Genomic DNA, 21,013 nt, shown 5'->3' with positions numbered 1-21,013 from the left:
CCCGCGGACTCCGAGGAGTATTGAAAAAATCACGCAAGACTTTTGCCTCGTCACGACACACAACTAGACGAACCATGGTCTCCGCGCTGAATCGTGACCTCGAACGTGACCTCGAGTGTGACGACCTTCTCGAGTGTCTCTACGAGTTGAACGATCTCGACCGCGAGTGCTTTCGCTTGCTCTCCGACGTGGACGAACGGCTTACCATCGACGAGATCGCAGAACGCGTCGATCGGGAACGGTCGACCGCATACCGCTCGATACAACGACTCCTGGATGCCGGTCTCGTCCAGAAAGAGCAGATCAACTACGACCAGGGCGGCTACTATCACGTGTACACGATTTCCGAGCCGGCGTCCATCGCCGATACCATGCAGGGGCAGCTAAACGACTGGTATGCACAGATCGGGTACCTCATCGGTCGCTTCAAGGAGAAATACGGCGAGGGGTCGAACGATCTGGATTCGCCGCCACCGGTCACCTGATTCATGAGCGACGAGCAGGGCGGTACCGAACCGGATTCATTCCTGCCAACGCTCGACCCTGACGACGACCTGACGGACCTCTTTCTCGACCTGCTATCTTTCCCGACACCGAATCCGCCAGGCGATACGACAGACGTCGCCGACTACGTGGCAACCTTTCTCGACCACGCAGATATCCCGTACGAAGCGATTACGTCCGATCCCACGAAACCGAACATCGTCGCGACGATCGAGGGAGACCGCGACGAGACCCTCCTCTTCAACGGTCACCTCGATACCGTCCCGTTCGACGCCGAGGATTGGGAATACGATCCGCTGGGCGAACAGGTCGACGACCGCATCTACGGTCGTGGGGCGACAGACATGAAGGGGGCAGTTGCGGCCATGCTCATCGTGGCCCGATCGTTCGCCAGGAGCGACGAGTTACCCCCACTCGACCTCCAGTTCGCCTTCGTCAGCGACGAGGAGGTACCGAGCGATGCCGGACTCGCGACGCTCCTCGAAGAGTCCGCGATCGATGTCGACGCCTGTATCATCGGCGAGAATACCTGCATGGAGGATCGCCACTCGGTCACGGTCGCCGATCGAGGGAGTATCTGGTTGACTATCCACGCACAGGGCGAGTCAGCGCATGGCTCCCGACCGAACCTCGGGGCGAACGCCATCGATCGCCTCTACGCAGCGATCGACCACCTTCGCACCTCGCTCTCGAATCGACCGCTGAAAATCGATGAGACCATCGAGCCGATCATCGACGAGAGCGTCGCCTTCTATGCACCGTTGCTGGGAGAAACCGAAGCCCAACGGCTCTTCCGTTATCCGACCGTCAATCTCGGCACGCTCGAGGGCGGGACCGCGATCAACACCGTCCCCGAGTCCGCCATCGCTCGGGTCGACATCCGGCTGACAGCCACCGTCGACACGGCGACGGTTCTCTCGGACATCAGAGACTGCCTGGCGGGTCACGACCACGTCTCCATCGTGGAGACATCCTGGAGCACCGGAACCTTCGAAGACCCAAACGGCCCGCTCGTGTCCGCCGTCGCCGAGACGGCCGCGACGGTCGTCGAAGACCGCATCTATCGCCGGAGTGCCACCGGTGGTGGTGACGTAAAACAGCTCCGGAATGCCGATATTTCGACGGTCGAATTCGCACTCGGGACTGATACCGCCCACGCTGCCGACGAGTACCTCCCTCGGGAAGCGCTCCTGGCGAACGCAGAAATTTACGCACGCGTCCCGTTCGCACTGGCGAGACGGTTCTCCGAAACCGTCGCGTGAGCGGACGGGAGTACGACAGAATGGTTCAGTCGGCGGTCGCTGTGGCTTTCTGTTTTGCCTGCTCGTCCGCCTGCGCATCGAGCCACTCTTCGGCGTCGAGAGCGGCCATACTCCCGGTACCCGCGGCCGTGATTGCCTGCTGGTAATCCGGGTCCATGACGTCGCCGGCGGCGAAGACGCCCTCGACGTTCGTCTCCGTCGTCATCCCCACTTCGGTCTCGACGTACCCGTCGTCGTCGAGATCGATCGGCGTGTCCTCGAGGAATTGCGTGTTCGGCGTGTGGCCGATGGCGTAGAAGATACCGCTGCACTCGAAGTCTATCTCCTCGACGTCCTCGCCGTTTTCTTTCCGATCTTTGGGATGGCCCTCTGGATGCCGGAGCAGGGTCGCGCCGGTGACGCCCTCGTCCCGGCTTCCCTCGATGGCTTCGAGTTCGGTGTTCCAGAGGAACTCGATGTCCTCGTTGTCTTCTGCGCGCTGGGCCATGATCTCCGACGCACGGAGTTCGTCGCGACGGTGGACGACGTAGACCGTCTTGGCGAACTTGGTGAGGAACAGTGCCTCCTCCATCGCGGAGTCGCCACCACCGATGACGAGTACCTCGTTGTCGCGATGGAAGGCCCCGTCACAGGTCGCACAGGTCGAGAGACCGTAGCCCATCATCTCGTCCTCGTTTTCGGCGCCGACCCAGCGGGCACTCGCCCCGGTCGCGACGATCAGGCCGCGCGTCTCTACGCTGTCGCCGTTGTTGAGTTCGAGCGAGAACGGTCGCTCGGAGAGGTCGGCGTCGACGACCGAACGGTGTTCGTAGCGGGCGCCGAACGATTCGGCCTGCTTGCGGCCGTTCTGTACGAGTTCCGTCCCACCGATCCCGTCGGGGAAGCCGAGGAAATTCTCGACTTCGGTGGTGAGGGTCAACTGGCCCCCTGGGTCCTCACCCGTGTAGACGACCGGCTCGAAGTCCGCACGAGCGGCATAGATCGCGGCCGAGTGGCCGGCGACACCGGAACCGACGATGACGACGTCGTGGATTGTTTCACTCATTGGTTATTGCTGAAATCGTTCGATCAGACGCTGCAGGTCCTGCTTCTCGCGGACCCCGACGACCTGTTCGGCTACCTCGCCCTGCGCGAAGAAGACCATCGTGGGGACACCCTGGACGCGATACTGCTGAGCGATGCTCTGGTGCTGATCCACGTCGACCTTCGCGATGGCCGCGTCGGTCTCTTCGGCGAGTTCTTCTACGATCGGTTCGAGCATCTTGCACGGCCCACACCAGTCCGCGTAGAAGTCGGTGAGGACAACGTCGTATTTCGACGTGACCGACTGGAAGTGGTCGAAGCTGTCGATATAGATGGGTTCGGAGGGCGCGGCGACGCTGTCCGACGTCGACTCGCCAGCCGTTCCCTGCTGGAGTTCCTGGCGCTTCTTGCGCCGGATGGTTTCGAGCGTTTCGTCTGCTTCACTCATTACGTGTCTTCGTATCCCGTCACGGCACTTAATAGTTTTGCTGTCATCACACAATACTAGTCATGGTCGCATGTGGACAAATACCACAGATTGCGGTAATTCGAGCCGCATCCCAACCGTACCGCCCGGACTCGCGCAAATGCGCCGTTAGAAAACTGGGAGATGTATACAATATTGCTGCGACCGCAGTCCGCGAGTGCAGTCGGCGATCTGCTCTGGATATCAGTCGCCGATCGCCGCCGGAAAGCAGTCGCCGGTCTGCTCTCGATATCAGGTCCCGATATGCTCAAGAACGGCATCTACCGCCTCTTCGGTATTCACGGCGTGCAACGAGATACGGATGGTCTCCGGCACCGGAAGCGCCCGAACGTGGATTCCCGCGGTGGCCAGGTCTTCGACTATCTCGGCCGGTTGCGCCGTCTCGATAGAGACGAGTCCGGAGTGGTACGACCGGGGGCTACGCAGGCGGTCATCAGAGAGCCCGTCTTTCAGATATTCCGTCAGCGAACGGATGCGTTCTTCGATCGCATCCATCCCGATTTCGGAGAGCGTCGATATCGCCTCCTGGAGACCCGCGTATGGTGCAGGGCTGGTCGTCGCTACCTCGAACCGATGGGCACCAGGGTTGTACGTGAAATCCGCTTCGTTGGGGTCCTCGACGCTGCGATACCCCACGCTCTGTGGCTGGAAGGTATCCACGATGGATTCGTCGACGTAGAGGAATCCGGCACCCCACGGACCCAGGAGCCACTTGTGCCCGGCCGCCGCGACGACGTCCGCACCCCACTCCGTTAGGTCCATAGCCATCTGCCCGGGGACCTGGACGGCATCGACGAGTGAAATGGCTCCGGCGTCGGCGACCACGTCGACGAGATCCGATACCGGGTGTCGCCGGCCGTAGATCCAGTCGACGGCACTGAAACAGACCAGGGTAGCGTCGTCGGCGGCGACCGCCAGCTCCGAAGGGTCGATGTAGCCCTCGTCGGTTTCGAGAACTGTCACGGTGATTCCCCGTTCCCGTTCCAGCCGGTACCACGGCAGACGGCCAGCAGAGTGTTCGATGTCGGTGATCACGACTTCGTCATCGGCCGACCACGAGCGGGCAGTGGCTACCCGATTGATGCCGTCCGTCGTACTCTGAGTGAGAGCTATCTCCCCGGGTCGGGCGTTCACGAACGACGCGATGGTCTCGCGAGTTCGATCGTAGACCTCGAATGCAGCCGGATACATGCCCTCCTCATTCGGCGCCTCGTACTCGTGCTGTTCGAGAGCCGCTTCGGCCCGTTCGACGACGCGTCGCGGGCTCGGACCACTCGCACCCCAGTTGAGGTAGATTCCGTCATCCAGAGCAGGGATCTCCGTCCGGAGATCGAAAGTATCCATGATCGATCGCTTCGCTCTCCCGCCCCATCAAGGGTCCTATTCGGCGAGGGGAAATCCCAATCGCGTTCGCCCGAAACCGAGACCCATCGCATTCAGGGTGTATCAAGCCCTGGCGATCTCGATCGCTTCGGCGACGGCATCGAATCGATAATGGCTAGGCATCGACCCGTCGACGAAGATCGTCGGGGTCGAATCGACCCCCGTAGAGGCTCCGGTCTCCCGATCAGCCTCGACGATCTGTCGGTACTGTTGCTCCTCGGCGGCTCGACGGACGCGATCCGGGTCCGCACCCACCGACTCGGCCACGGTTTCGATGACGTCGTACGAATACGACCCGTGGTGTTCGTAGATTGCGGTCGAGAAGGCGAAAAACGAATCCAGATCACGGGTGTCGAGAACCGACAGTGCCGCACTCGGGATCTCCCACGACCACCGTTCGTCGACGGGCAGTGGAAAGTCGTGGTGCTCGTAGCTGATGACGTCGGTCTCGATGTATTCCTCTCGAAGCTGTGGAAACGTGTCCAGAACGTAGTTTAGACAGTGCTTGCACGCGTAGTCCGCGTACACCGAGACCGAAACCGGCGCATCCTCCGATCCCAGTGTCGGCGTCGGGAGTGAATCGGCGGGTTCGAACGTCGTCGTCGCCGTGGTCGTGGGCTCGGGGTCGTCCTGTTCGTTGGTCGCAGAACAACCGGCGATGCTCGCTGCGAGGACTGCCCCACCGGTCCGGAGAACGTCTCGTCGTGAACGAACCATTGGTCGAAAGATCGACGACCGGCCCGAAATAGGTGTCGGAGACTCAGGACAGCGTCGCCGAACAGTACCCGACGACGTCCTCGGTCGACCCGGTGACGTCACCGCTCGTGGCGTACTGGAGACACGCTCCGCGGTCCGCGCCCAGATCCGTTGCTGCCGTCATGACGGCAGCGGTCGGGCCGTAGCCGCACATCGAGATGGCATCACGCTCGATGACGTCGAACAAACCATCTGCGTCGAGCGCCTCGATACGTTCGATCACCGTCTCGTCGGCCGCTTCGGCCACTGACTGTGGTTCATAATGGGTCAGGTCCGTGGAAGCGATTGCGACGACCGTCTCCACAGATTCAGCGACGGCGTTCTCGATACTCGCCCCGAGGTCGCTCGCCATCGCTCTGGTCTGGCGGCCCATCACCACGGGAACGATTGCCGGTGGGTCCTCGTAGACCACCTGGGCGAACGGTACCTGGACCTCGATCGCGTGTTCGCGACGGTGTGCCGCCTCGTCGAGGACCGCGTGCGCCGATTCGGCGAGGAGCCGCTCGCGGATCCCTTCGTGGACGTCGACGGTACCGAGGGGCGTGCGCCACTGGTCGGCTTCGGAGACGGCCAGCGGTTCACCCGCTCCCGTGTGGTTCGGCCCGACGATGATGAGAACGTCCGGTCGACCGCTTGCAGCCAGTGCAGCCATTCCGTGGGCTGCAACCGGTCCCGAGTACGGTAGTCCGGCGTGGGGTGAGACCAGCCCCAACTGATCCGGTGGTCCGTTCGCCGCAGTTGGAACCGAGCCAGGGCCGAGACGGTGGGTGAATGTCGCCGCCACCTGCTCGCGAAGGCGATCGGGGTCGTTTTCGTAGAATCGCCCCGCGACTGCCGGACGTCGGACCGTCATGCCAGGGCAGCCTCCCCGAGGTCGATACGCTCGACGGGACCATCGGGGGCGGTCTCGCCGAAGACGTCCGCGGTGAACCGTTCGACAGTCACCGCACCGTCTCGGTAGCAGTCCGCAGGCAGTCCGGCTTTTCGACACGTCTGGCGGAGGTACTCTGTTGGGGTCCAGTTCCGTGTCACCGGTACCTGTGGCAGGAGGAGCCCCCGTCGGCCCCCATCGCTCACGATCAGGCCATCCCGGCCGATACGGACGTACTCTTCGACGGATCCGGAATCGGCGCCGATGGGATCGGGAGTTCCCAGCACACTCACCTCCACGGTGATCGCCGAGAGCTCGTCGGCGCTAACCGGTGGAAACCGCGGATCCTCAGTCGCCGCACCGATTGCACTCTCGCGAATGGCCTCGACTCCCGTCTGGGCCGGATACGGTCGACCGATACACCCACGCAGGTCGCCTTCGGTCTCGAGGGTGACGAAGGCGCCCCGTCGATCGGTCAATTGCGAACGCGGCGGTGGGTCTGCGGGCACCGTCTCGTCGGCCAGATATCCCTCGATGACCGAGCGAGCGAAGGTGACCGCCATCTCGCCCGCGCGGTCGGCTATCTCGTCCATTCCTTCGTCCAAGTAACTCCACGATGGTGGAAAAGGACCTAGCCTCCGATATGTGGGTCACTCCATCGATGGTCTGTCGACCACCTGCCGCACGGACACTTAAGTCCCGTGGAGGCAAAGACCGGTTCGATGTACGAGCGGATACTCGTCGCGACCGATGGCAGCCAAGGAACGGAGGCGGTTCTCGACCACGCAATCGCTATCGCCGATCCCTACGATGCGAGGGTGACGACGCTGTACGTTGTCGATACCCGCGTCGTTAGATCTGCAAACGATAGCGACCCCGATGAAGTGCGAGCAGAGCTCGAATCGGCAGGCGACAGCGCCCTCGAGAGCGCGACAGAACGACTGGAGAACGCCGGCGTCTCGAACGAGACGATGAAACGAGACGGGAATCCCGAGCGAGAGATCCGTACCGTGGCGGACGAGATAGACGCGGACCTACTCGTCCTGGGTAGCCACGGTAAATCACCACGCGAGAAGGTTGCTGGGCTCGGGAGCGTCTCGGAGAGCGTCGTCACCAACGCCGAACGTCCGGTGATGGTGACCCGGTTGCCCGAAGAGTGAGGAGACGAACCGTACTCGGACCGGCCCGCCTGAAGACGACGATCGACGCTATTCGGCGCTGATAACGTCGTCGATGCGGACGATCATGGTCGCCGCTTCGGTCGCCGAACCGATGACCTCCCGCTTGACGGCGACCGGGTCGAGGATGTCGTGATCCACCGGATCGTCGATTGTCACCGCACCGTCCTCCAGGACGATGCCGGCACGGCCCGATTCGTTCGCGGCCCTGACCTCGACGAGTCCGTCGATCGGATCCATCCCGGCGTTCTCGGCGAGGGTGCGTGGGATCGCGTCGAGTGCGTCCGCGAAGGCCTCGACCGCGAGCTGCTGGCGCCCCTCGATTCCGGCGGCAGCCTCACGAATCGCCTGTGCAACCCGGACTTCGGTGGCAGCTGCGCCCGGAACCACCCCGCCTCGTTCGATGGCCGTGATGACCGAATCGACGCCGTCCTCGATGGCTCGTTCCAGTTCGTCCATGACGTGGCCAGTTCCGCCTCTGACGAAGATAGAGACGGATTTCCCCACGTCGCCACCTTCGACGAACGTCACCTCGTCTTCGCCATACCGGTCGACGTGAACCGATTCCGCGCTCCCGAGATCTTCGGCGGCGATATCCGCGACGGTGGCGACGCGGCTGGCACCGGTCGCATTCGCGATGGCCTGGACCGTATCGTCGTCGACAGAATCGAAGGCGAGGATGCCGGCGTTGGCGAGGTAGCCCGCCGTGAGGTCGGCGACGTCCCCGGTGACGAACGCGACGTCGACCCCCGCGTTCACGAGTGCGTCGGCGTAGGCCTTGAGTTCGCGCTGCTCGGACTCGACGGCCTGGTCGAGTTGGTCCGCACTCTGAACGTTGTACTCGACGTCGACCGATGCCTCGCGGGTCTCGAGGTCGGTGTCGACGACGGCGATGGTGGCGGCGTCGACTGAGCGGGGCATGCCCTCTCGCAGGGGTTCTTCGTCGATGATGACGCCGTCGACGAGTTCGGTCGCACTCGAGGATTCGCCCGACTGCGCGACGATGTTGACGTCGGCCCGACTGACCGACCCGTTCTCCTGTGCCGACCTGACCGCTGTGACGATGTCTTCGGCGAGCGCTTCGGCGGTCAGCCCACCGGTCCCCTTGCCAGTCATACTGGACTCGGCCACGGCCTCGAGCGTCTCGTCGTCGAGGTCGCCGTCGATAACCTCCGCTTCGAGAGCGTCGAGCGCGATATCGCGGGCCCGAGCGTACCCCTCTGCGATGGTCGTCGGGTGGATATCCCTCTCGAGGAATTCCTCGGCCTCGTCGAGGAGCTGACCGGCCAGCACTCCGGCCGTGGTCGTCCCATCACCGACTTCCTCCTCCTGCGATTCGGCAACCTCGACGAGCATCTGTGCGGCCGGATGGTCGATGTCCATCTCGTTCAGGATGGTGGCGCCGTCGTTCGTGATGACGACGTCTCCCGAATCGCTGACGAGCATCTTGTCCATCCCTCGGGGGCCGAGTGTGGTGCGTACCGTCTCGGCTACCGCCTTCCCCGCAGAGATATTCGAGGAGCGAGCGTCCTTCCCGTGGGTTCGCTCCGAGTCCTCGCTGAGGATGAACATTGGCTGTCCGGCTCCGCGAAGTCGTTGTCCAGATCCCGACTCTGACATGGTCAATTGGGAGTTGAATTGCGGTCCTATAAAAATTTTTGGAGTAGATTGAGCGGCACGGACTGCTCCCCAGGACGACCGATACTCGCTGCCAGGCTCTCAGCTGCAAGGGATGGGAATGAGAGCCAACCCCTGGAAAGCGTCGCAAAACGGATCAGGATTGCTGTTAGAGTGATGGGGCCGTTTCGGGTGGCCGGCGCGGGTTCCCGATGCGTTCGAACACATACGCTAGCGATAGTCACTCCCGACGTATCATCGCATAGCTGGCGGATAGGAGTATGGCGACCACGCCGATACCGACGGTGAATCCTGGCGTGCTGGCGGTCGTCCCAGGGGTGGTTTCCGTTTCCCCGCCGACGGCAACGTCGACTCGCTGGTCACCCACCGCGATGACGTGGTGGCCCACTTCCTCGATGGTCACCTGCCGCGTCTTCGTCGCCGTTTCTCCCGCATCGAGCATCGGCTGCCACGTCGAGACGGTGGTTCCGTCGAGGCGTATCGAAACGTCACTCGTTGCCGGTTTGTCCGCTTCGTTCGTTGCCGTCACGCCGACCTCGACGGCTTCACCCGGTGAGATGGTTCGATCCGCGACCGTGAGGGACGTAATCCGAGGCGTTGCTGGTTCCTCGACGATACCGTCGAACCGGCGCTCCTCGATACGGACCTCGTGGGTCCCAGGACCCTCGAAGGTCCGGGTGAAGTCTACCGTCCGAGACTCACCCGCATCGAGTGCACCCACGACGCTGTCCACGGTTTCATCGTCCACGACGAACGACAGATCGTACTCGCCAGCGACGTCACCCTGGTTCGTCACCGTCGCGTTCACGGTCACCGTCTCGCCGACGACGAGAGTCGGGAGTGACGAGACGGACGTGTTGCGATACGGCCCTGCAATCTCGAAGGTGTAATCGTCGTCCACGACCATCCGCGGCGGCAGTCGAGTGAACGCCTCGCTGTGCTCGTGTCGTGTCCATACCTCGGCGGTAGCATCGGAGGTCACGTATCGTTCGAGGAAATCTCCCGTCGACTGTCCCCCCGCCTCGGTGACGACGTCCAGCAGGTACGAATTGCTGACCCGGTCGTCCCGGCCGTTCATCCGTGCGAGGACGTCCGCACCCGCGTAGGTGCTGTCCGTCGTGACTCGCAGTCGGTAGTCGAGATTCCCGAAGACCAGCGCCCCCTTGCGGTAGTTGGCGCCTGCCGTCCAGGTGTCGGGACGGGAGAGGACTGCGGACTCGTATCGAGAATTGCTACCGGTAGCGAGGTGGCGTTCGAACTCGTCGAACCCGATGCGTCCCTGTTCCAGGCTCAACAGCGCTGCGTAATATTCGGCAGTCCCCTCGGTGATCCATCTCGCATCTTCGGTCGTCCGGTAGTCACTCCGCGTGTGGACGTACTCGTGCAACCAGACGTTGTCGGGAGAGTCGAGCGGCCGATCGGCGAGAACCCACGCGTCCGCGTCACCCGCCAATCCCTGCGCGGCCCACTCGATGCCGGTCGGCACGGCGAACAGTGTAACGCGTGGGTCCCGTTCGTCCACACGAAGTGACGCCGATGCGGCCTCGAGTGAGTCCAGGATCGCGTCCGGTTCCGGTTCGAGCGTCGCCCCGTCGGGGACGACGAGCGTGAACGTCTGGCCGTGGGCCGTTCGCTGATATGTGGTGGTCGGTCCGAGGAAGGCCATTCGTTCACCCGCGACCCCATCGCCAGCCACCTTCAGGGTGGTTTCGAACGACGGTTTGTCACCTCGATATCGCCACTCGGTCGACATCGACGGCGCGGAGACCATTGCCCAGGGACCCGTGTCGACGAACTCGTAGCCGGCCTCCATCGATTCGTCAGCGGCGTCCGTCGCGACGTGTCGCAATCCCACGCCCGTCCGATTCGCCTGGACGGACATCGTTAACTGTGGAGCTGGCCCGTCACCGTCCCAGGTGTACGTACCATCGTCGTTTCGTTCGAATCCAGTCGTCTGCGTCACGCTGGCGTCGTCTGGTACCGTCGTGGTCAGCGAGCCGACGTTCGACGGGACGTCGAACGAGACGGTCGCGTCCACCGATCCGGGTTCGTCGGGCGTCAGGGACAGCGTCGTCGTCCGGACGATGGTGTCATCCGGGGCTGCGGTGGCAACGGGTACCCCGACCGGTTGAAACGCCACCAGCGCGATTACCACCAGCACCAGAACTCGTCGCATATCCAAACAGGGGACACGCGACGCCTTGAGTGGCCCGTTCGACCAGTGGATCGGTCGGTGACGCCTCCGTCAGTGTTTAATCGGGTGGCCGGATAGTACGAACAAGCGAATGGTCGAGAACATCATCTGGCCGGCGTACCTCGACGCCGAGCGCTCACGGTCGGAGGGCCGGCGCGTGCCCGAGTCGCTGGCCGTAGACTCTCCGACGGTGGACGAGATCGCCAAGGCAGTTCAGCAGGTCGGCTACGACGCAGTCATCGAACGGGACATGGCCTATCCGAGAACCCCCTGGGTGACCGATGGACGTGTCCTCGTCAAGAAAGCGGACGACGCGACCAAGAGCGACCTCGTCCAGGCCGTCGCCGCGTACGTCCAGGCGCTGCGTGAGTAGATGCACCGAGCAGGAACCGTGGTGCGTCTCTCACAGGGGCTACTCGTCCTCCGAACGGAGGGAACCGATCACGCCGACATCGGCGCGATGGTCGTCGACGAGACGCTCTCGACGGTCGGTCGCGTCGTCGACGTCTTCGGTCCGGTCGAGCGACCCTATCTCGCGGTGACGCCGGACGACGAGGTCCATCCACCGACGATGCTCGGCGAGACGCTCTATCTACGCTAAGTCGCAACGGCCAAGAGGACGGAATCGGTTTGCCAAGCTATGCACCAACGAGCGCGGGTCGCCGTGGCCGTCCTCGGGGCCGCCACGTTCTTTCTCGTGGTACAGTTCGGCGCGCTGGCGCTCGCCGGACCGTTCGAGGCGGCCGGCTATCAGTCGGTCGAGGATCCCCAGAATCCGGCGAACAGCGTCCTCTATTTCGGTGTGATTCTCGTCGCGACGGTGATCATGCTCGGGCTCATGCGCTACGGTCGGACGACCGGGCTCAGGGTCGTTCTCGTGCTCACGAGCGGCCTCATTGCCGGATACGTGTTCTCGGTGATCCTTCCGGCACTCACCATCCCGGCGTTCGGTAGCACCAACATCTCGCCGTGGGTCGGTGGCGCAGCCATCGTCGCTGGACTGCTGTTCTACCCGGAGTGGTGGGTCATCGACCTGTCGGCGCTCATCATGGGCATGGGCGCGGCGGCACTCTTCGGCATCTCCTTTGGCATCTTTCCCGCGCTCCTCCTACTGGTCGCCCTGGCGGTCTACGACGCCATCTCGGTGTACGGGACGAAGCATATGCTGACTCTCGCTTCGGGCGTGATGGAACTCCGGGTGCCCGTCCTGGTCGTGCTTCCGACGACGCTGTCCTACTCCTTCATCGACGACGCCGCGGACATGGCCGAATCGGTTGGAGCCGACGAGGACGAAACGAATCGGGACTCCGGCGGTGAGTCGGACGATAGCCACACGGAGGAAGGCGGATTCGACCGTGATGCGATCTTCATCGGCCTCGGCGATGCCGTGATGCCATCGATCCTGGTCGCCAGTGCGGCGGTCTTCCTCGAGACGCCAACACTACTCGGCATCCAGGTGGCGCCGCTCGGCGCCATCGTAGGGACGATGGCTGGACTATTCGTGTTGCTGAAGATGGTCCTCGAGGGGCGGCCCCACGCCGGCCTGCCATTATTGAACGGCGGCGCCATCCTGGGCTATCTCGTCGCCGCCCTCGCCACCGGGACGTCCCTCCTCACGGCTCTCGGTCTCGACGCCGTCTTTTGATCACCGACCCGTGAGGGCCTCGCTCGCGGGACCGAAGTCGAGTTGCCTCTTCGAGGAGTGATACGGACCCATCGCGGTGATGTGGGTCCCGGCGTCGAGGTCGTCACCACGAAGGCCGGTTCGCTCGCGTTCGTCGCCGTAATCACGATGTCCGCGTCGCTAACAGTGGTGCTGTCCGAAACCGCTTTCACCGGAACATCGACGACGCCGGTCAGCTCCTCCGCGAACGCGACCCGGTTCTCTCGCGTCGGCGGTACCGAATCCAGCACAGTGCATGTATCCTCCCATCGCACCTGCCTCGGGGAAAATGTTAATCGGCCGGGTTGGACGAGTGATTCGCAGTCGATTGTTTCGTGTCGGTCGGCTGTCCCATCTCGTCGAGGCGAACCGGACCGTTGACGAACATGGCGTGTGCGATCAGGGTAGCAGCGACCAGACCACCGACGACGAGGGCGCTCGTGAGGGCGAAACCAGCAACGTGGAGTCCTCCACCAACCCCGAAGAGAGCAATGGGAATGAGGCCGAGAACGTGATCATAGTAGTCCGTCATAATCTGAATCATTGTACGTTGAATACCCATATAAAATTTTTGCATGGGATAGAAATGAACCACTCATGAACTCCGTATTGCCATCTGGAATTTTATGTATAACATACACATGAGCAATGGAGGGCTGACTACCACCAATTCGGCACCCAGAAAAAACTACAGTGAGACACCCTGATTGCGGAAACCGGACTCGTTTTGTGCAATAATTACCCAGCAGCCGTACGTGAACCGAAACGATCGGTCCATCGTTGGGCTCGTGATGGTCTCCCACGCGATGGTTCACACCTACGAGCTCTCTATCCCGATCCTGATGACCAACTGGCTCGATACGTTTGCCGTCACGGCAGGCCAACTCGGTCTCGTCGTCTCCGCCGGTTGCGCCCTGTTCGGGCTCGGAGCGTTTCCCGGTGGGGTACTCGCCGATACCGTCGGGTCTCGCCGGCTCGTCGTCGCCCTCTTCTGGATGGGCGGGCAGTACGTCGGGAGTAAGTCGACCGAACGGGCTCCGAGGGAGGTCGCCCTCGCCGGCGCATTCGGGATGCTCGCCGTCCCCGCCGTGGTGTTCCTCCCCACGGCAAACGCCGGCCTGGTCCCCTTCATTGTCGTCGGAGCGATCCCCGGTTTCTTCCTGTTCGTGGTCCAGCCACTGTATCAGGCGACGGTCGCCGAGTACTCGCCGGCAGGGACTCGAGGGCTCTCCTATGGCTACACGTACCTCGGGGTCTTCGGCGTCGGTGCCTCCGCTGCAGCCATCGCCGGTGGAATCCTCGAGTTCTTCTCCGCGGGCGTATTGTTCCCGTTCCTCGCGGCAATCGCCGTCGGTGGATCAGTGCTCGCGACGGTGCTAACAATCCGTAAATCAGATACTCCGCTGTGAGATCCTGAAGGCGATGTACCGCCAGAACCCCAGCAAGGCACCCCCGAAGATCAGTGCTACGAGATAGAACGAGAGGTCGGCGTTGCCCGGGAAAGATTCGGTCGATCGAAGTACCTGCGCGATCGCATCCGCGAACGCCCACCCGACGACCGGAAGGCCCACCGCCCTCCGCTGGCCGGTGAGCGTCCCGCTGCCATAGGCCCCCGAGACGGTCGCGACGGTAAACCAACCAAAGAGGAAGGTGCTCATCGTCAGGGCCATCGGACCGAGGATCGTGAGCGGGTTCGCTCCGTGAGAGAGTTCGCCGAGGACCACGAACAGGACGATTACTACACCGTCACCGACCGCGTAGCGACGAACCGCACGCGCATCGACGTCGAATGCCATACCACCGGTTACGTCGCATCGCTCTTGAATTCACGTCTTCCCGGGTTTCACGCCGACGACCGTGTACGTGAACCCCAGTTCGGTGACCGTGGTCTCGAACCCGGCGGTCTCGAAAGCAGACTCGAGTTCGTCGACCGTGAGGAAGGTCGAGTCGAATCGAACGAGGCGCTCACCGAGGACCAAAACCTTCCCGCGGAGCGTACTGGGATCGAACTCCCGCACCACGAGAACGCCGCCGACCTCGAGGACGCGAAAGGCCTCCTCGAGCGTCCGTGAGATCGATGGGAAGTGGTGAAACGCGTCGACGGAGACGAGCCCGTCGATGGAGTCGTCGGGGAAGGGAAGTGTTCTGATGTCACCGCGAATCGTCCGGAGGTGGTGATCGCGGGCCTTCCGCAACATCCCAAGACTCCCGTCGAGGACGATCGGGTCGCGATCGAGGGCTCTGGCCGCCCGACCGGTGCCCCCGCCGAGGTCGACGACGGTATCCAGTTGACGTTCCGCCAGCGAGAGTCCATCGGCGAGCGGTTCGCGGTCGGTGCCGGGCAGGACCAGATCGTAGAGGGGGGCCACCCGGTCGAAGAACGGGACGTCGTGCACGAGTAGACGATGATGAGGGACCGAACATATATGAACGGCCCGACGTAGGCAGTATCGATGGAGTTCGAGTTCCTCGGATGGCCCGCGGACGGCCCGACGCTCGAACTGGACTGGCGCCGGTTCAGCTACGCCGGGAAGTTCGTCATGTCGAACACCGGAAAGGCCGTCGCCCGCGAGGACGGCGACATCGTCGGGGCCATCGCCTTCAACGAAGATCGCACGGACGACGACCGGTGCTGGATTCGATACGTGACCGTCCGCGAGGACTGGCGCGGAGAGAGCGTAGGGACGAAGTTGACGGCCTTCGCAGTAAACCAGCTCCTCGACCGGTACGCGACGATACGGACGGGGGCAAACAATCCGTTCTCGTACCAGTCGTTCTACAAGGCCGGATTCGGATTCGTCGGCGAAACGACCGGACTGGCCGAACTGGTGCTGGAACGGCCCGTCGAACGATCCACGACACGGTACCGTGCCGGGCTCCGACGATACGCCGACCGCGATTTGAGCGAACCAGAGCGAGAATTCATCGAGGCCCATCGGGACGCCGACCCCCCGCCGGTTATCGAAGATTTCCACAACGCTTAGACGAGCTAATTCCACGCCCAACTCGACGCCTTCAGCCACTATACGGCTGGACCAGGGGACGCTCGGGAACACGTCGTGTAGAATTCGCTAGTGAGAGGTTCGTCACCTTGAAAAACACGTTATACGTGGTTGCGTTCGTCGAAGTCCCGTGACGGGCATGCGGGCCCAACCCGAAGAGATCTGCATACGACGAAGACACACCGGCGACGAAAAATTCGGCATCGTTGAAAGCATTTTACCGTAGAGTCCACATAATTACATATTGGTCAAGGCAGTAGTGCTTGAGAGATACCGCTACAGAATAAATATGAATTTTCGGCGTCACCGGAGCCCCGATCCAGAACCGTGCTCAGTTGATTGTGACAACCATCTCATGAGGGCGGTTTTCTCCGGGTCTCGACCATCTCTTGGTTAGAGGTCTGCCGTCTGTACCGGGCTGTAGACGGTCGTTCTTGTACAGGAAACGTCAAAACCATCAATAAAATAGCCTGTGGCGAAAAGCAATTGGTTCCCGAGATACCGATGGACCGCCAGCTCGATTCACTTTGTTTGGCGTCGCTTCGAGGTCCACAAAATGTGACGCGATACCTTAGCTACTCCACCTGTAGCTGATTTCGTCCTTGGACCCTTCATCACTTCCGCATCATTTCCATAAACCCTTTTCTTTCAAAATCGTGTAGTGAACTACCCTACCCTACTCGCTCACGGCTGACGCCGTATGCTCCTTGAGGGTAGGGCTTCCTGATTCAACGACGCGCTTTGCAGACACGGAGGTGTCCACAGGGAGCGCAGTCTCCACAGGCGTTTCTTCGGAGTGTCCCACTCCTACATCGTTGATACCGCGAGAAAGGATGTTCCACGCCGCGTTCGCGTCCCTGTCCGCCTCAAACCCGCAGGCGGGACAGGAATGTTCACGGACCCACAACGGCTTCTCCGTCGAGACGCCGCACGCCGCACACTCTTTCGTCGTCCCTCTCGGGTTGACCGCGACGAAGTGCGTTCCTTCACGGTCGCACTTGTATTCGAGCAACGAGAGGAACGTTCGCCACGCCGCCGATGCCGTGTTGCGGCTGTTCGACGGCGATTCCATCATCCCCTTCACGTTCAGGTCTTCGACCGCCACGAAGTCGTACTCCCGAGCGTAGTACGCCGAGAGCTTGTGAAGAAAGTCGCGGCGCTTCCGTCGGAGGTCGGCGTGACACTCCGCAACGCGCCGCCGTTGCTTCTCGTAGTTGTTCGACCCGTGTTGCTTGCGCGAGAGCTTCCGTTGCTCTCGTTCCAGTCGCTCCCGTTCGTCTGAGAGGTCGAGCGACCCGACCGCCGTGCCGTCCGTATCGTGGGCGTACTTGAGAATCCCCACGTCGATGCCGACGCACTTCTCGGGGTTCTCAGGCGGTTCGGGCGGTTCGTGGTCGATTTCGACGCCGAAGGTGGCGAACCACTCACCCGTCGGTTCCTTCTTGACCGTGACCTGTTTGAGCTTCGCGTCGTCGGGGATGGCGCGGTGGAGCCGAATCGGTATGTCCGCGAGTTTCGAGAGTGACAGTACAGTCTGACCGCCCTTCTTGTCGAGCTTGAAGCCAGACTGACTGTACGTGAAACTCCTGTACTCGCGTGGCGGCTTCCACTTGAGTTGACCGACACCGTAGCCGTTCTCCTTGAGTTTGGAGAGTCCTTTGAGGTTGTCGAACAGCCGTTCCACGACGGTTTGAAGAACCTTCGAGTACACGTCCGAGAGGCCGTCCCACCACTTCTTGAGGTTGGGGAGTTCCGACCGCAGAGTGGTCATGGACGGCAGTTCACCGTGTTCGTCTTGGTACTCGTTGAGACGGTAGAGCGTGTGGTTGTACAGTTGCCTACAAATGTCTCGGTGGCGGTCCAACTCCTCACGGTGGGCGTCGGACGGCTTGAGACGGTACTTGTAGGCGTAGTACATTCTACTCGCGTTGGTCCTCTACGTACTGTTTCAGCACATCCAGCGACACCTGCCCCGTCGAGATGAGGCAGTACGAGTCGTTCCAGAACGAGTCGCCCCACAGTTCGGTCTTGAGTTCGTCCGCGTACTCGTTGCGGATACGGCGGGCGGTCGCGCCCTTGGCCGTGTTGATGAACTTCACGAGGTCTGTGGTTGGTTTCGCTCGAAAGAGGATGTGTACGTGGTCGTCCTCGCCGTCGAGGTTCGTCAGTTCGACACCGTAGTTGTCCGTGAACCCGCTGATGACCTCGTGAATGAATTGGGTTCGCTCCTCGGTTAGCACTCCGCGCCGATACTTCGTGGTGAGTATCAGGTGGTAGTGCAGGGAATACGTCGAATGCGCTCCCGTGTCGAGGTCGTACTCCATTGGGTTCGACCAATACTATACTACCCTACTGCAAAAACGTTGTGATTGCGTGGGCCTGTGGGCCTGCTACCGAATCGTGTATGAGAACTGTGCGGCGTTGACGAGACGCAAAGCGTCTCGTTCGCACACCAGAAATCTTCGATTTCTGGGGACGCTGTATCCCCTCCCTGCTCGCCCCTCCCGTTCGGTCGGCGCTCGCTGAGGAAGGGGGCTTAGCGCCTACTTTCAGCTAACACAACTGACTTTCCCGACTATCGCCTATCGGATGACTATGGCACCCACTGCAGTGGTCGTTGGGGTCGGGGAGGGTATCGGAACGGCATTGTTCCAGCACTTTGCCACCGCCGGAATGGACACCGCCATCTGTACCACACGAACCGGGGAGACCGACCCCATCGCAGAAGACCTTCGAGACGCGGGCGAGTCGGCTCGCACGATCGAATGCGACCCGCGAAATCCCGTAGACATCTCACAAGGATTCGCCGACGTCCTCGAGGCCTTCGGGACCATCGACGTCGTAACGTTCGTCGCCGGTTCGGCCCCAAAAGGCGGACTGTTCGAATGCACGCGGAGTCAGTTCGTCGACGCCCTAGACCGAGACCTCCTCGGTGGCTTCTGTACGACCCGGGCCGTCGTCCCGAAAATGGAGGAATCTGGCGGGGGAACGTTGCTGTACATCACCGAATCGACGGGAATCGAACCCCGGCGAGCGGACGTTGGTGCGAGGACGGCTGAGGCCGGATTCCGGGGGTTGGCGAGCGCCATCGACGAGGAACTCGACGACTTCGACGTCACGTACATTTCTCTCGGCGAGATTGCCGCCCAGAATCAGACTGGCAACTCCAGTTCGTACGAGGAGACTGCCTCCCTGTGCATCGATCTCGTCACAGGGAGGGATGGTGAACCGCTGGAATCGACGTATCGCATCGATTTCGATGGTGAAACCCCTCACATCGAAGCGGGCGAGATGTCCGACAGGTGATCTGCCGGGCATGACGACGCGACCGACGCTTTGGTCGTTCGATAGGCATCCATACCGGTGCACCGAGTGGTCGACGTCGTCGTTCGACTCGGGACCGCACCGCATCGGATCGAGGGCATAGGTCCCAAGGATCAATTGACCCTCCGCGAACCAGGCGATGCGTGGTAGTTGGGTGCTCCGGTCGAACCGCCATCATTATGTCGCACACTCATCATGTATTCGATATGCAACAGCGGCGTCGGCGGATTCTTCTTCTCATCCTCGCCGTTGCGGTACTGGTCTCCTTCGCTGCCAGTGTTACTGCACGACCACCGCCGCAGCCACTCTGTGAGGTGTGTTCCGACGACGTCGTGGCCGACAGTGTGGTCGAAGAATCGACGGTCTCAATCGAGATAGACGGCACTGGCACCGGTCGCTGGGTCGTTACGTTCGACCTCGACGACGGTGTCACGCCAGACGGGGCGCAACTGCAACGGGACGCTCGGGAAGCCCTCCGAGGTCATCACGAGGAATCCATGCCACGGAACCTCTCGGTCGACGTGTCCGGTGATACCGCCGTGGTGACTTACGAAGTCCCCGAGATGGGCCATCGGGCCCTCGGTGACGTCCTGGTGGTCGACTACTTCTACTCCCATGGGGACGAGAGTCACTGGTACGGCGTCAATGCCGACCGCGTCGTCGTCCGCGGGCCGACTGATACGACGCTGACCCGCGCCCCGCAGGGAGTACGATCGAACGAGTCTGCAATCGTCCTGACCGGCACACATGGAGACATCTTCGATCAGACCATCTCCACCGGCTGGTATCTGGCATTCGCCGACGAGGACACCGTCTTTGCAGCCGTCGGGACGACCATCGGTATCGGCATCGACATCGCAGCGGCGAAAATCGACGGCCTCGCCGGTGCGATTTGGCTGCCGATGGCAATCCTGATTTCCGTTCTCGGCGTCCTGTACCGACGGGGAGCCGCGCTGGCCGAGCGAACCCTGTTCCAACGCCTCCGATTCGGGGTCGCTCTCGGTGCAGCGCTCGCCGTTGGCAGTGTGGTGGTCGAACTGGTTGGTGGATCCTCGGAACCACTGCTCGAACACCTCGAGGATGTGGTATTCTCGTTGTTGTTTGGAGCGGTGCTCACAAGTGACGTTCTTCTCGCCATGCTACTCGCCGGAGCGGTCCAGTTCGTGCTGGTGACTCCGCGAATCGATATCGATGTCCCGACCACACTGATACCCGACGGGGCCGTTGCTGTTTCGGTGATGATCCTCCTGGGCAGCGTCTGGGCCGCGGGAACAGCGGTGGGCGCGACAGCGGTGTATGGTACGATCGTCGCGGTGCTCACTCCTCTCCTGTTTCTACCGCTGGGTCAGACCGTTCGTCGCCGTCACCGGGTCGTACTCACTTTCACGATAGTCGTTGCACCGATCCTTCTCGCCCTCGGTTTCGGGCCATTCTCGGAGTATACGAAGATGTTCTTTCCCACCTTGTACGTTCCGTGGGCGCTCGTGACCGGGGCCATCGGTGCGGTGGGGTATTCGTACGGGCTCACGATCCGTGCTGGCCCATCGGACTGAGGCCCCATGAACCGGGAGAGACCAGCATACCGGCCCTGTACGGCGACGCGTTCTTGACATCCACTCACCCCTGAAGAGGGGGACTTCCACATGCCAGGAGTCGTTCGCGGATGCACCGAAGATTTCGACCGATCCACGGGATAGCGAACGGCCAATATCTCAGGCGTATCGAAGC

At 62.0% G+C, this 21,013-nt stretch carries 23 protein-coding genes; 10 read left to right on the top strand and 13 right to left on the bottom strand.

Translation table 11 applies throughout. The features are described 5' to 3' along the window. Positions 1–74 precede the first annotated feature (74 nt). Together HSRCO_RS07435 and HSRCO_RS07430 are read left to right on the top strand one after the other, a co-directional pair. A complete protein-coding gene (locus HSRCO_RS07435; protein WP_259516968.1) occupies positions 75–485 on the top strand; it encodes a helix-turn-helix domain-containing protein in 411 nt (136 codons plus the stop codon). 3 nt (positions 486–488) lie between these two features. Continuing rightward, the gene (locus HSRCO_RS07430) at positions 489–1,766 is read left to right on the top strand and encodes a M20 family metallopeptidase (protein ID WP_259516967.1); all 1,278 of its coding nucleotides are present in this window, start codon (positions 489–491) and stop codon (positions 1,764–1,766) included. A gap of 25 nt (positions 1,767–1,791) precedes the next feature. On the opposite strand, the gene HSRCO_RS07425 is transcribed toward HSRCO_RS07430, so the two are convergent. The 6 genes from HSRCO_RS07425 to amrA all read right to left on the bottom strand — a co-directional run bounded on the left by HSRCO_RS07425 (position 1,792) and on the right by amrA (position 6,879). Then, the gene (locus tag HSRCO_RS07425) at positions 1,792–2,811 is read right to left on the bottom strand and encodes an NAD(P)/FAD-dependent oxidoreductase (RefSeq protein ID WP_259516966.1); all 1,020 of its coding nucleotides are present in this window, start codon (positions 2,809–2,811) and stop codon (positions 1,792–1,794) included. Between the two features lie 3 nt (positions 2,812–2,814). Beyond that, positions 2,815–3,237 carry a thioredoxin gene (gene trxA / locus HSRCO_RS07420; protein WP_259516965.1) on the bottom strand — a complete coding sequence of 141 codons (423 nt, stop codon included), beginning with the start codon at positions 3,235–3,237 and terminating at the stop codon, positions 2,815–2,817. Between the two features lie 270 nt (positions 3,238–3,507). Further along, positions 3,508–4,620, bottom strand: coding sequence for an aminotransferase class V-fold PLP-dependent enzyme (locus tag HSRCO_RS07415; RefSeq protein WP_259516964.1), 1,113 nt, complete (start codon positions 4,618–4,620; stop codon positions 3,508–3,510). Positions 4,621–4,722: 102 nt separating this feature from the next. Next, complete coding sequence (locus HSRCO_RS07410; protein WP_259516961.1) at positions 4,723–5,376, bottom strand: DsbA family protein; 654 nt, start codon at positions 5,374–5,376, stop codon at positions 4,723–4,725. A gap of 43 nt (positions 5,377–5,419) precedes the next feature. Further along, entirely contained in the window at positions 5,420–6,268 is an 849-nt protein-coding gene (gene amrB / locus HSRCO_RS07405; RefSeq protein ID WP_259516959.1) for an AmmeMemoRadiSam system protein B, read from the bottom strand. Next, the gene (gene amrA, locus HSRCO_RS07400) at positions 6,265–6,879 is read right to left on the bottom strand and encodes an AmmeMemoRadiSam system protein A (RefSeq protein ID WP_259516958.1); all 615 of its coding nucleotides are present in this window, start codon (positions 6,877–6,879) and stop codon (positions 6,265–6,267) included. Before amrA ends, amrB begins: the two co-directional genes overlap by 4 nt. A gap of 129 nt (positions 6,880–7,008) precedes the next feature. Here amrA and HSRCO_RS07395 point away from each other — a divergent pair, with 129 nt between their 5' ends. After that, positions 7,009–7,446: a universal stress protein gene (locus HSRCO_RS07395; protein WP_259516957.1), complete on the top strand. Its 438-nt coding sequence runs from the start codon at positions 7,009–7,011 to the stop codon at positions 7,444–7,446. 48 nt (positions 7,447–7,494) lie between these two features. Here HSRCO_RS07395 and thsA read toward each other — a convergent pair whose 3' ends face one another. Both thsA and HSRCO_RS07385 read right to left on the bottom strand, forming a co-directional pair. Continuing rightward, the gene (thsA, locus tag HSRCO_RS07390; RefSeq protein ID WP_259516956.1) at positions 7,495–9,036 is read right to left on the bottom strand and encodes a thermosome subunit alpha; all 1,542 of its coding nucleotides are present in this window, start codon (positions 9,034–9,036) and stop codon (positions 7,495–7,497) included. A 286-nt stretch (positions 9,037–9,322) separates the two neighbouring features. Beyond that, on the bottom strand, positions 9,323–11,278 hold the full coding sequence (locus HSRCO_RS07385; protein ID WP_259516955.1) for a CARDB domain-containing protein: 1,956 nt from the start codon (positions 11,276–11,278) through the stop codon (positions 9,323–9,325). 109 nt (positions 11,279–11,387) lie between these two features. Here HSRCO_RS07385 and srp19 point away from each other — a divergent pair, with 109 nt between their 5' ends. Genes srp19 through HSRCO_RS07370 form a run of 3 tightly spaced genes read left to right on the top strand, consistent with a single transcriptional unit; the run spans position 11,388 to position 12,941 of the window. Then, positions 11,388–11,669 carry a signal recognition particle subunit SRP19 gene (srp19, locus tag HSRCO_RS07380; protein WP_259516954.1) on the top strand — a complete coding sequence of 94 codons (282 nt, stop codon included), beginning with the start codon at positions 11,388–11,390 and terminating at the stop codon, positions 11,667–11,669. After that, positions 11,670–11,897 carry an H/ACA ribonucleoprotein complex subunit GAR1 gene (locus tag HSRCO_RS07375; RefSeq protein ID WP_259516948.1) on the top strand — a complete coding sequence of 76 codons (228 nt, stop codon included), beginning with the start codon at positions 11,670–11,672 and terminating at the stop codon, positions 11,895–11,897. A gap of 39 nt (positions 11,898–11,936) precedes the next feature. Further along, entirely contained in the window at positions 11,937–12,941 is a 1,005-nt protein-coding gene (locus tag HSRCO_RS07370; RefSeq protein WP_259516947.1) for a presenilin family intramembrane aspartyl protease PSH, read from the top strand. Between the two features lie 310 nt (positions 12,942–13,251). Here the strand turns inward: HSRCO_RS07370 and HSRCO_RS07365 are convergent, their stop codons facing one another. Continuing rightward, a complete protein-coding gene (locus tag HSRCO_RS07365) occupies positions 13,252–13,491 on the bottom strand; it encodes a hypothetical protein (RefSeq protein ID WP_259516946.1) in 240 nt (79 codons plus the stop codon). Between the two features lie 259 nt (positions 13,492–13,750). Between HSRCO_RS07365 and HSRCO_RS07360 the strand changes: the two genes are divergently transcribed. After that, positions 13,751–14,368 carry a hypothetical protein gene (locus tag HSRCO_RS07360; protein ID WP_396266428.1) on the top strand — a complete coding sequence of 206 codons (618 nt, stop codon included), beginning with the start codon at positions 13,751–13,753 and terminating at the stop codon, positions 14,366–14,368. Here HSRCO_RS07360 and HSRCO_RS07355 read toward each other — a convergent pair. Continuing rightward, on the bottom strand, positions 14,351–14,755 hold the full coding sequence (locus tag HSRCO_RS07355; RefSeq protein ID WP_259516944.1) for a DUF3054 domain-containing protein: 405 nt from the start codon (positions 14,753–14,755) through the stop codon (positions 14,351–14,353). The two genes, HSRCO_RS07360 and HSRCO_RS07355, sit on opposite strands and share 18 nt — an antisense overlap. Before the next feature lie 30 nt (positions 14,756–14,785). Continuing rightward, complete coding sequence (locus HSRCO_RS07350; protein ID WP_259516942.1) at positions 14,786–15,355, bottom strand: class I SAM-dependent methyltransferase; 570 nt, start codon at positions 15,353–15,355, stop codon at positions 14,786–14,788. A gap of 57 nt (positions 15,356–15,412) precedes the next feature. Between HSRCO_RS07350 and HSRCO_RS07345 the strand changes: the two genes are divergently transcribed. Further along, positions 15,413–15,943, top strand: coding sequence for a GNAT family N-acetyltransferase (locus HSRCO_RS07345; RefSeq protein ID WP_259516941.1), 531 nt, complete (start codon positions 15,413–15,415; stop codon positions 15,941–15,943). A gap of 694 nt (positions 15,944–16,637) precedes the next feature. On the opposite strand, the gene HSRCO_RS07340 is transcribed toward HSRCO_RS07345, so the two are convergent. Together HSRCO_RS07340 and tnpA are read right to left on the bottom strand one after the other, a co-directional pair. Beyond that, positions 16,638–17,879, bottom strand: a complete 1,242-nt coding sequence (locus HSRCO_RS07340) for a transposase (protein ID WP_259516940.1) — start codon at positions 17,877–17,879, stop codon at positions 16,638–16,640. 1 nt (position 17,880) lies between these two features. Next, complete coding sequence (tnpA, locus tag HSRCO_RS07335; RefSeq protein WP_259516939.1) at positions 17,881–18,285, bottom strand: IS200/IS605-like element ISHbo4 family transposase; 405 nt, start codon at positions 18,283–18,285, stop codon at positions 17,881–17,883. 271 nt (positions 18,286–18,556) lie between these two features. Between tnpA and HSRCO_RS07330 the strand changes: the two genes are divergently transcribed. Then, positions 18,557–19,267 carry an SDR family NAD(P)-dependent oxidoreductase gene (locus tag HSRCO_RS07330; protein WP_259516938.1) on the top strand — a complete coding sequence of 237 codons (711 nt, stop codon included), beginning with the start codon at positions 18,557–18,559 and terminating at the stop codon, positions 19,265–19,267. A 224-nt stretch (positions 19,268–19,491) separates the two neighbouring features. Then, entirely contained in the window at positions 19,492–20,838 is a 1,347-nt protein-coding gene (locus HSRCO_RS07325) for a hypothetical protein (RefSeq protein ID WP_259516936.1), read from the top strand. The last annotated feature ends 175 nt before the right edge of the window (positions 20,839–21,013 follow it).

The organism is Halanaeroarchaeum sp. HSR-CO, assembly GCF_024972755.1.
Lineage (GTDB): Archaea > Halobacteriota > Halobacteria > Halobacteriales > Halobacteriaceae > Halanaeroarchaeum.
The sequence above is the reverse complement of the archived record's forward strand: the minus strand, read 5'-3'. Positions and strand labels throughout refer to the sequence as shown.

What these genes read in the sequence shown, in the direction of transcription:
- HSRCO_RS07435 (WP_259516968.1), top strand. Translation starts at nt 75, where the DNA reads ATGGTCTCCGCGCTGAATCGTGACCTCGAACGTGACCTCGAGTGTGAC.
- HSRCO_RS07430 (WP_259516967.1), top strand. Translation starts at nt 489, where the DNA reads ATGAGCGACGAGCAGGGCGGTACCGAACCGGATTCATTCCTGCCAACG.
- HSRCO_RS07425 (WP_259516966.1), bottom strand. Translation starts at nt 2,811, where the DNA reads ATGAGTGAAACAATCCACGACGTCGTCATCGTCGGTTCCGGTGTCGCC.
- trxA (WP_259516965.1), bottom strand. Translation starts at nt 3,237, where the DNA reads ATGAGTGAAGCAGACGAAACGCTCGAAACCATCCGGCGCAAGAAGCGC.
- HSRCO_RS07415 (WP_259516964.1), bottom strand. Translation starts at nt 4,620, where the DNA reads ATGGATACTTTCGATCTCCGGACGGAGATCCCTGCTCTGGATGACGGA.
- HSRCO_RS07410 (WP_259516961.1), bottom strand. Translation starts at nt 5,376, where the DNA reads ATGGTTCGTTCACGACGAGACGTTCTCCGGACCGGTGGGGCAGTCCTC.
- amrB (WP_259516959.1), bottom strand. Translation starts at nt 6,268, where the DNA reads ATGACGGTCCGACGTCCGGCAGTCGCGGGGCGATTCTACGAAAACGAC.
- amrA (WP_259516958.1), bottom strand. Translation starts at nt 6,879, where the DNA reads ATGGACGAGATAGCCGACCGCGCGGGCGAGATGGCGGTCACCTTCGCT.
- HSRCO_RS07395 (WP_259516957.1), top strand. Translation starts at nt 7,009, where the DNA reads ATGTACGAGCGGATACTCGTCGCGACCGATGGCAGCCAAGGAACGGAG.
- thsA (WP_259516956.1), bottom strand. Translation starts at nt 9,036, where the DNA reads ATGTTCATCCTCAGCGAGGACTCGGAGCGAACCCACGGGAAGGACGCT.
- HSRCO_RS07385 (WP_259516955.1), bottom strand. Translation starts at nt 11,278, where the DNA reads ATGCGACGAGTTCTGGTGCTGGTGGTAATCGCGCTGGTGGCGTTTCAA.
- srp19 (WP_259516954.1), top strand. Translation starts at nt 11,388, where the DNA reads ATGGTCGAGAACATCATCTGGCCGGCGTACCTCGACGCCGAGCGCTCA.
- HSRCO_RS07375 (WP_259516948.1), top strand. Translation starts at nt 11,670, where the DNA reads ATGCACCGAGCAGGAACCGTGGTGCGTCTCTCACAGGGGCTACTCGTC.
- HSRCO_RS07370 (WP_259516947.1), top strand. Translation starts at nt 11,937, where the DNA reads ATGCACCAACGAGCGCGGGTCGCCGTGGCCGTCCTCGGGGCCGCCACG.
- HSRCO_RS07365 (WP_259516946.1), bottom strand. Translation starts at nt 13,491, where the DNA reads ATGACGGACTACTATGATCACGTTCTCGGCCTCATTCCCATTGCTCTC.
- HSRCO_RS07360 (WP_396266428.1), top strand. Translation starts at nt 13,751, where the DNA reads ATGGTCTCCCACGCGATGGTTCACACCTACGAGCTCTCTATCCCGATC.
- HSRCO_RS07355 (WP_259516944.1), bottom strand. Translation starts at nt 14,755, where the DNA reads ATGGCATTCGACGTCGATGCGCGTGCGGTTCGTCGCTACGCGGTCGGT.
- HSRCO_RS07345 (WP_259516941.1), top strand. Translation starts at nt 15,413, where the DNA reads ATGGAGTTCGAGTTCCTCGGATGGCCCGCGGACGGCCCGACGCTCGAA.
- HSRCO_RS07340 (WP_259516940.1), bottom strand. Translation starts at nt 17,879, where the DNA reads ATGTACTACGCCTACAAGTACCGTCTCAAGCCGTCCGACGCCCACCGT.
- tnpA (WP_259516939.1), bottom strand. Translation starts at nt 18,285, where the DNA reads ATGGAGTACGACCTCGACACGGGAGCGCATTCGACGTATTCCCTGCAC.
- HSRCO_RS07330 (WP_259516938.1), top strand. Translation starts at nt 18,557, where the DNA reads ATGGCACCCACTGCAGTGGTCGTTGGGGTCGGGGAGGGTATCGGAACG.
- HSRCO_RS07325 (WP_259516936.1), top strand. Translation starts at nt 19,492, where the DNA reads ATGCAACAGCGGCGTCGGCGGATTCTTCTTCTCATCCTCGCCGTTGCG.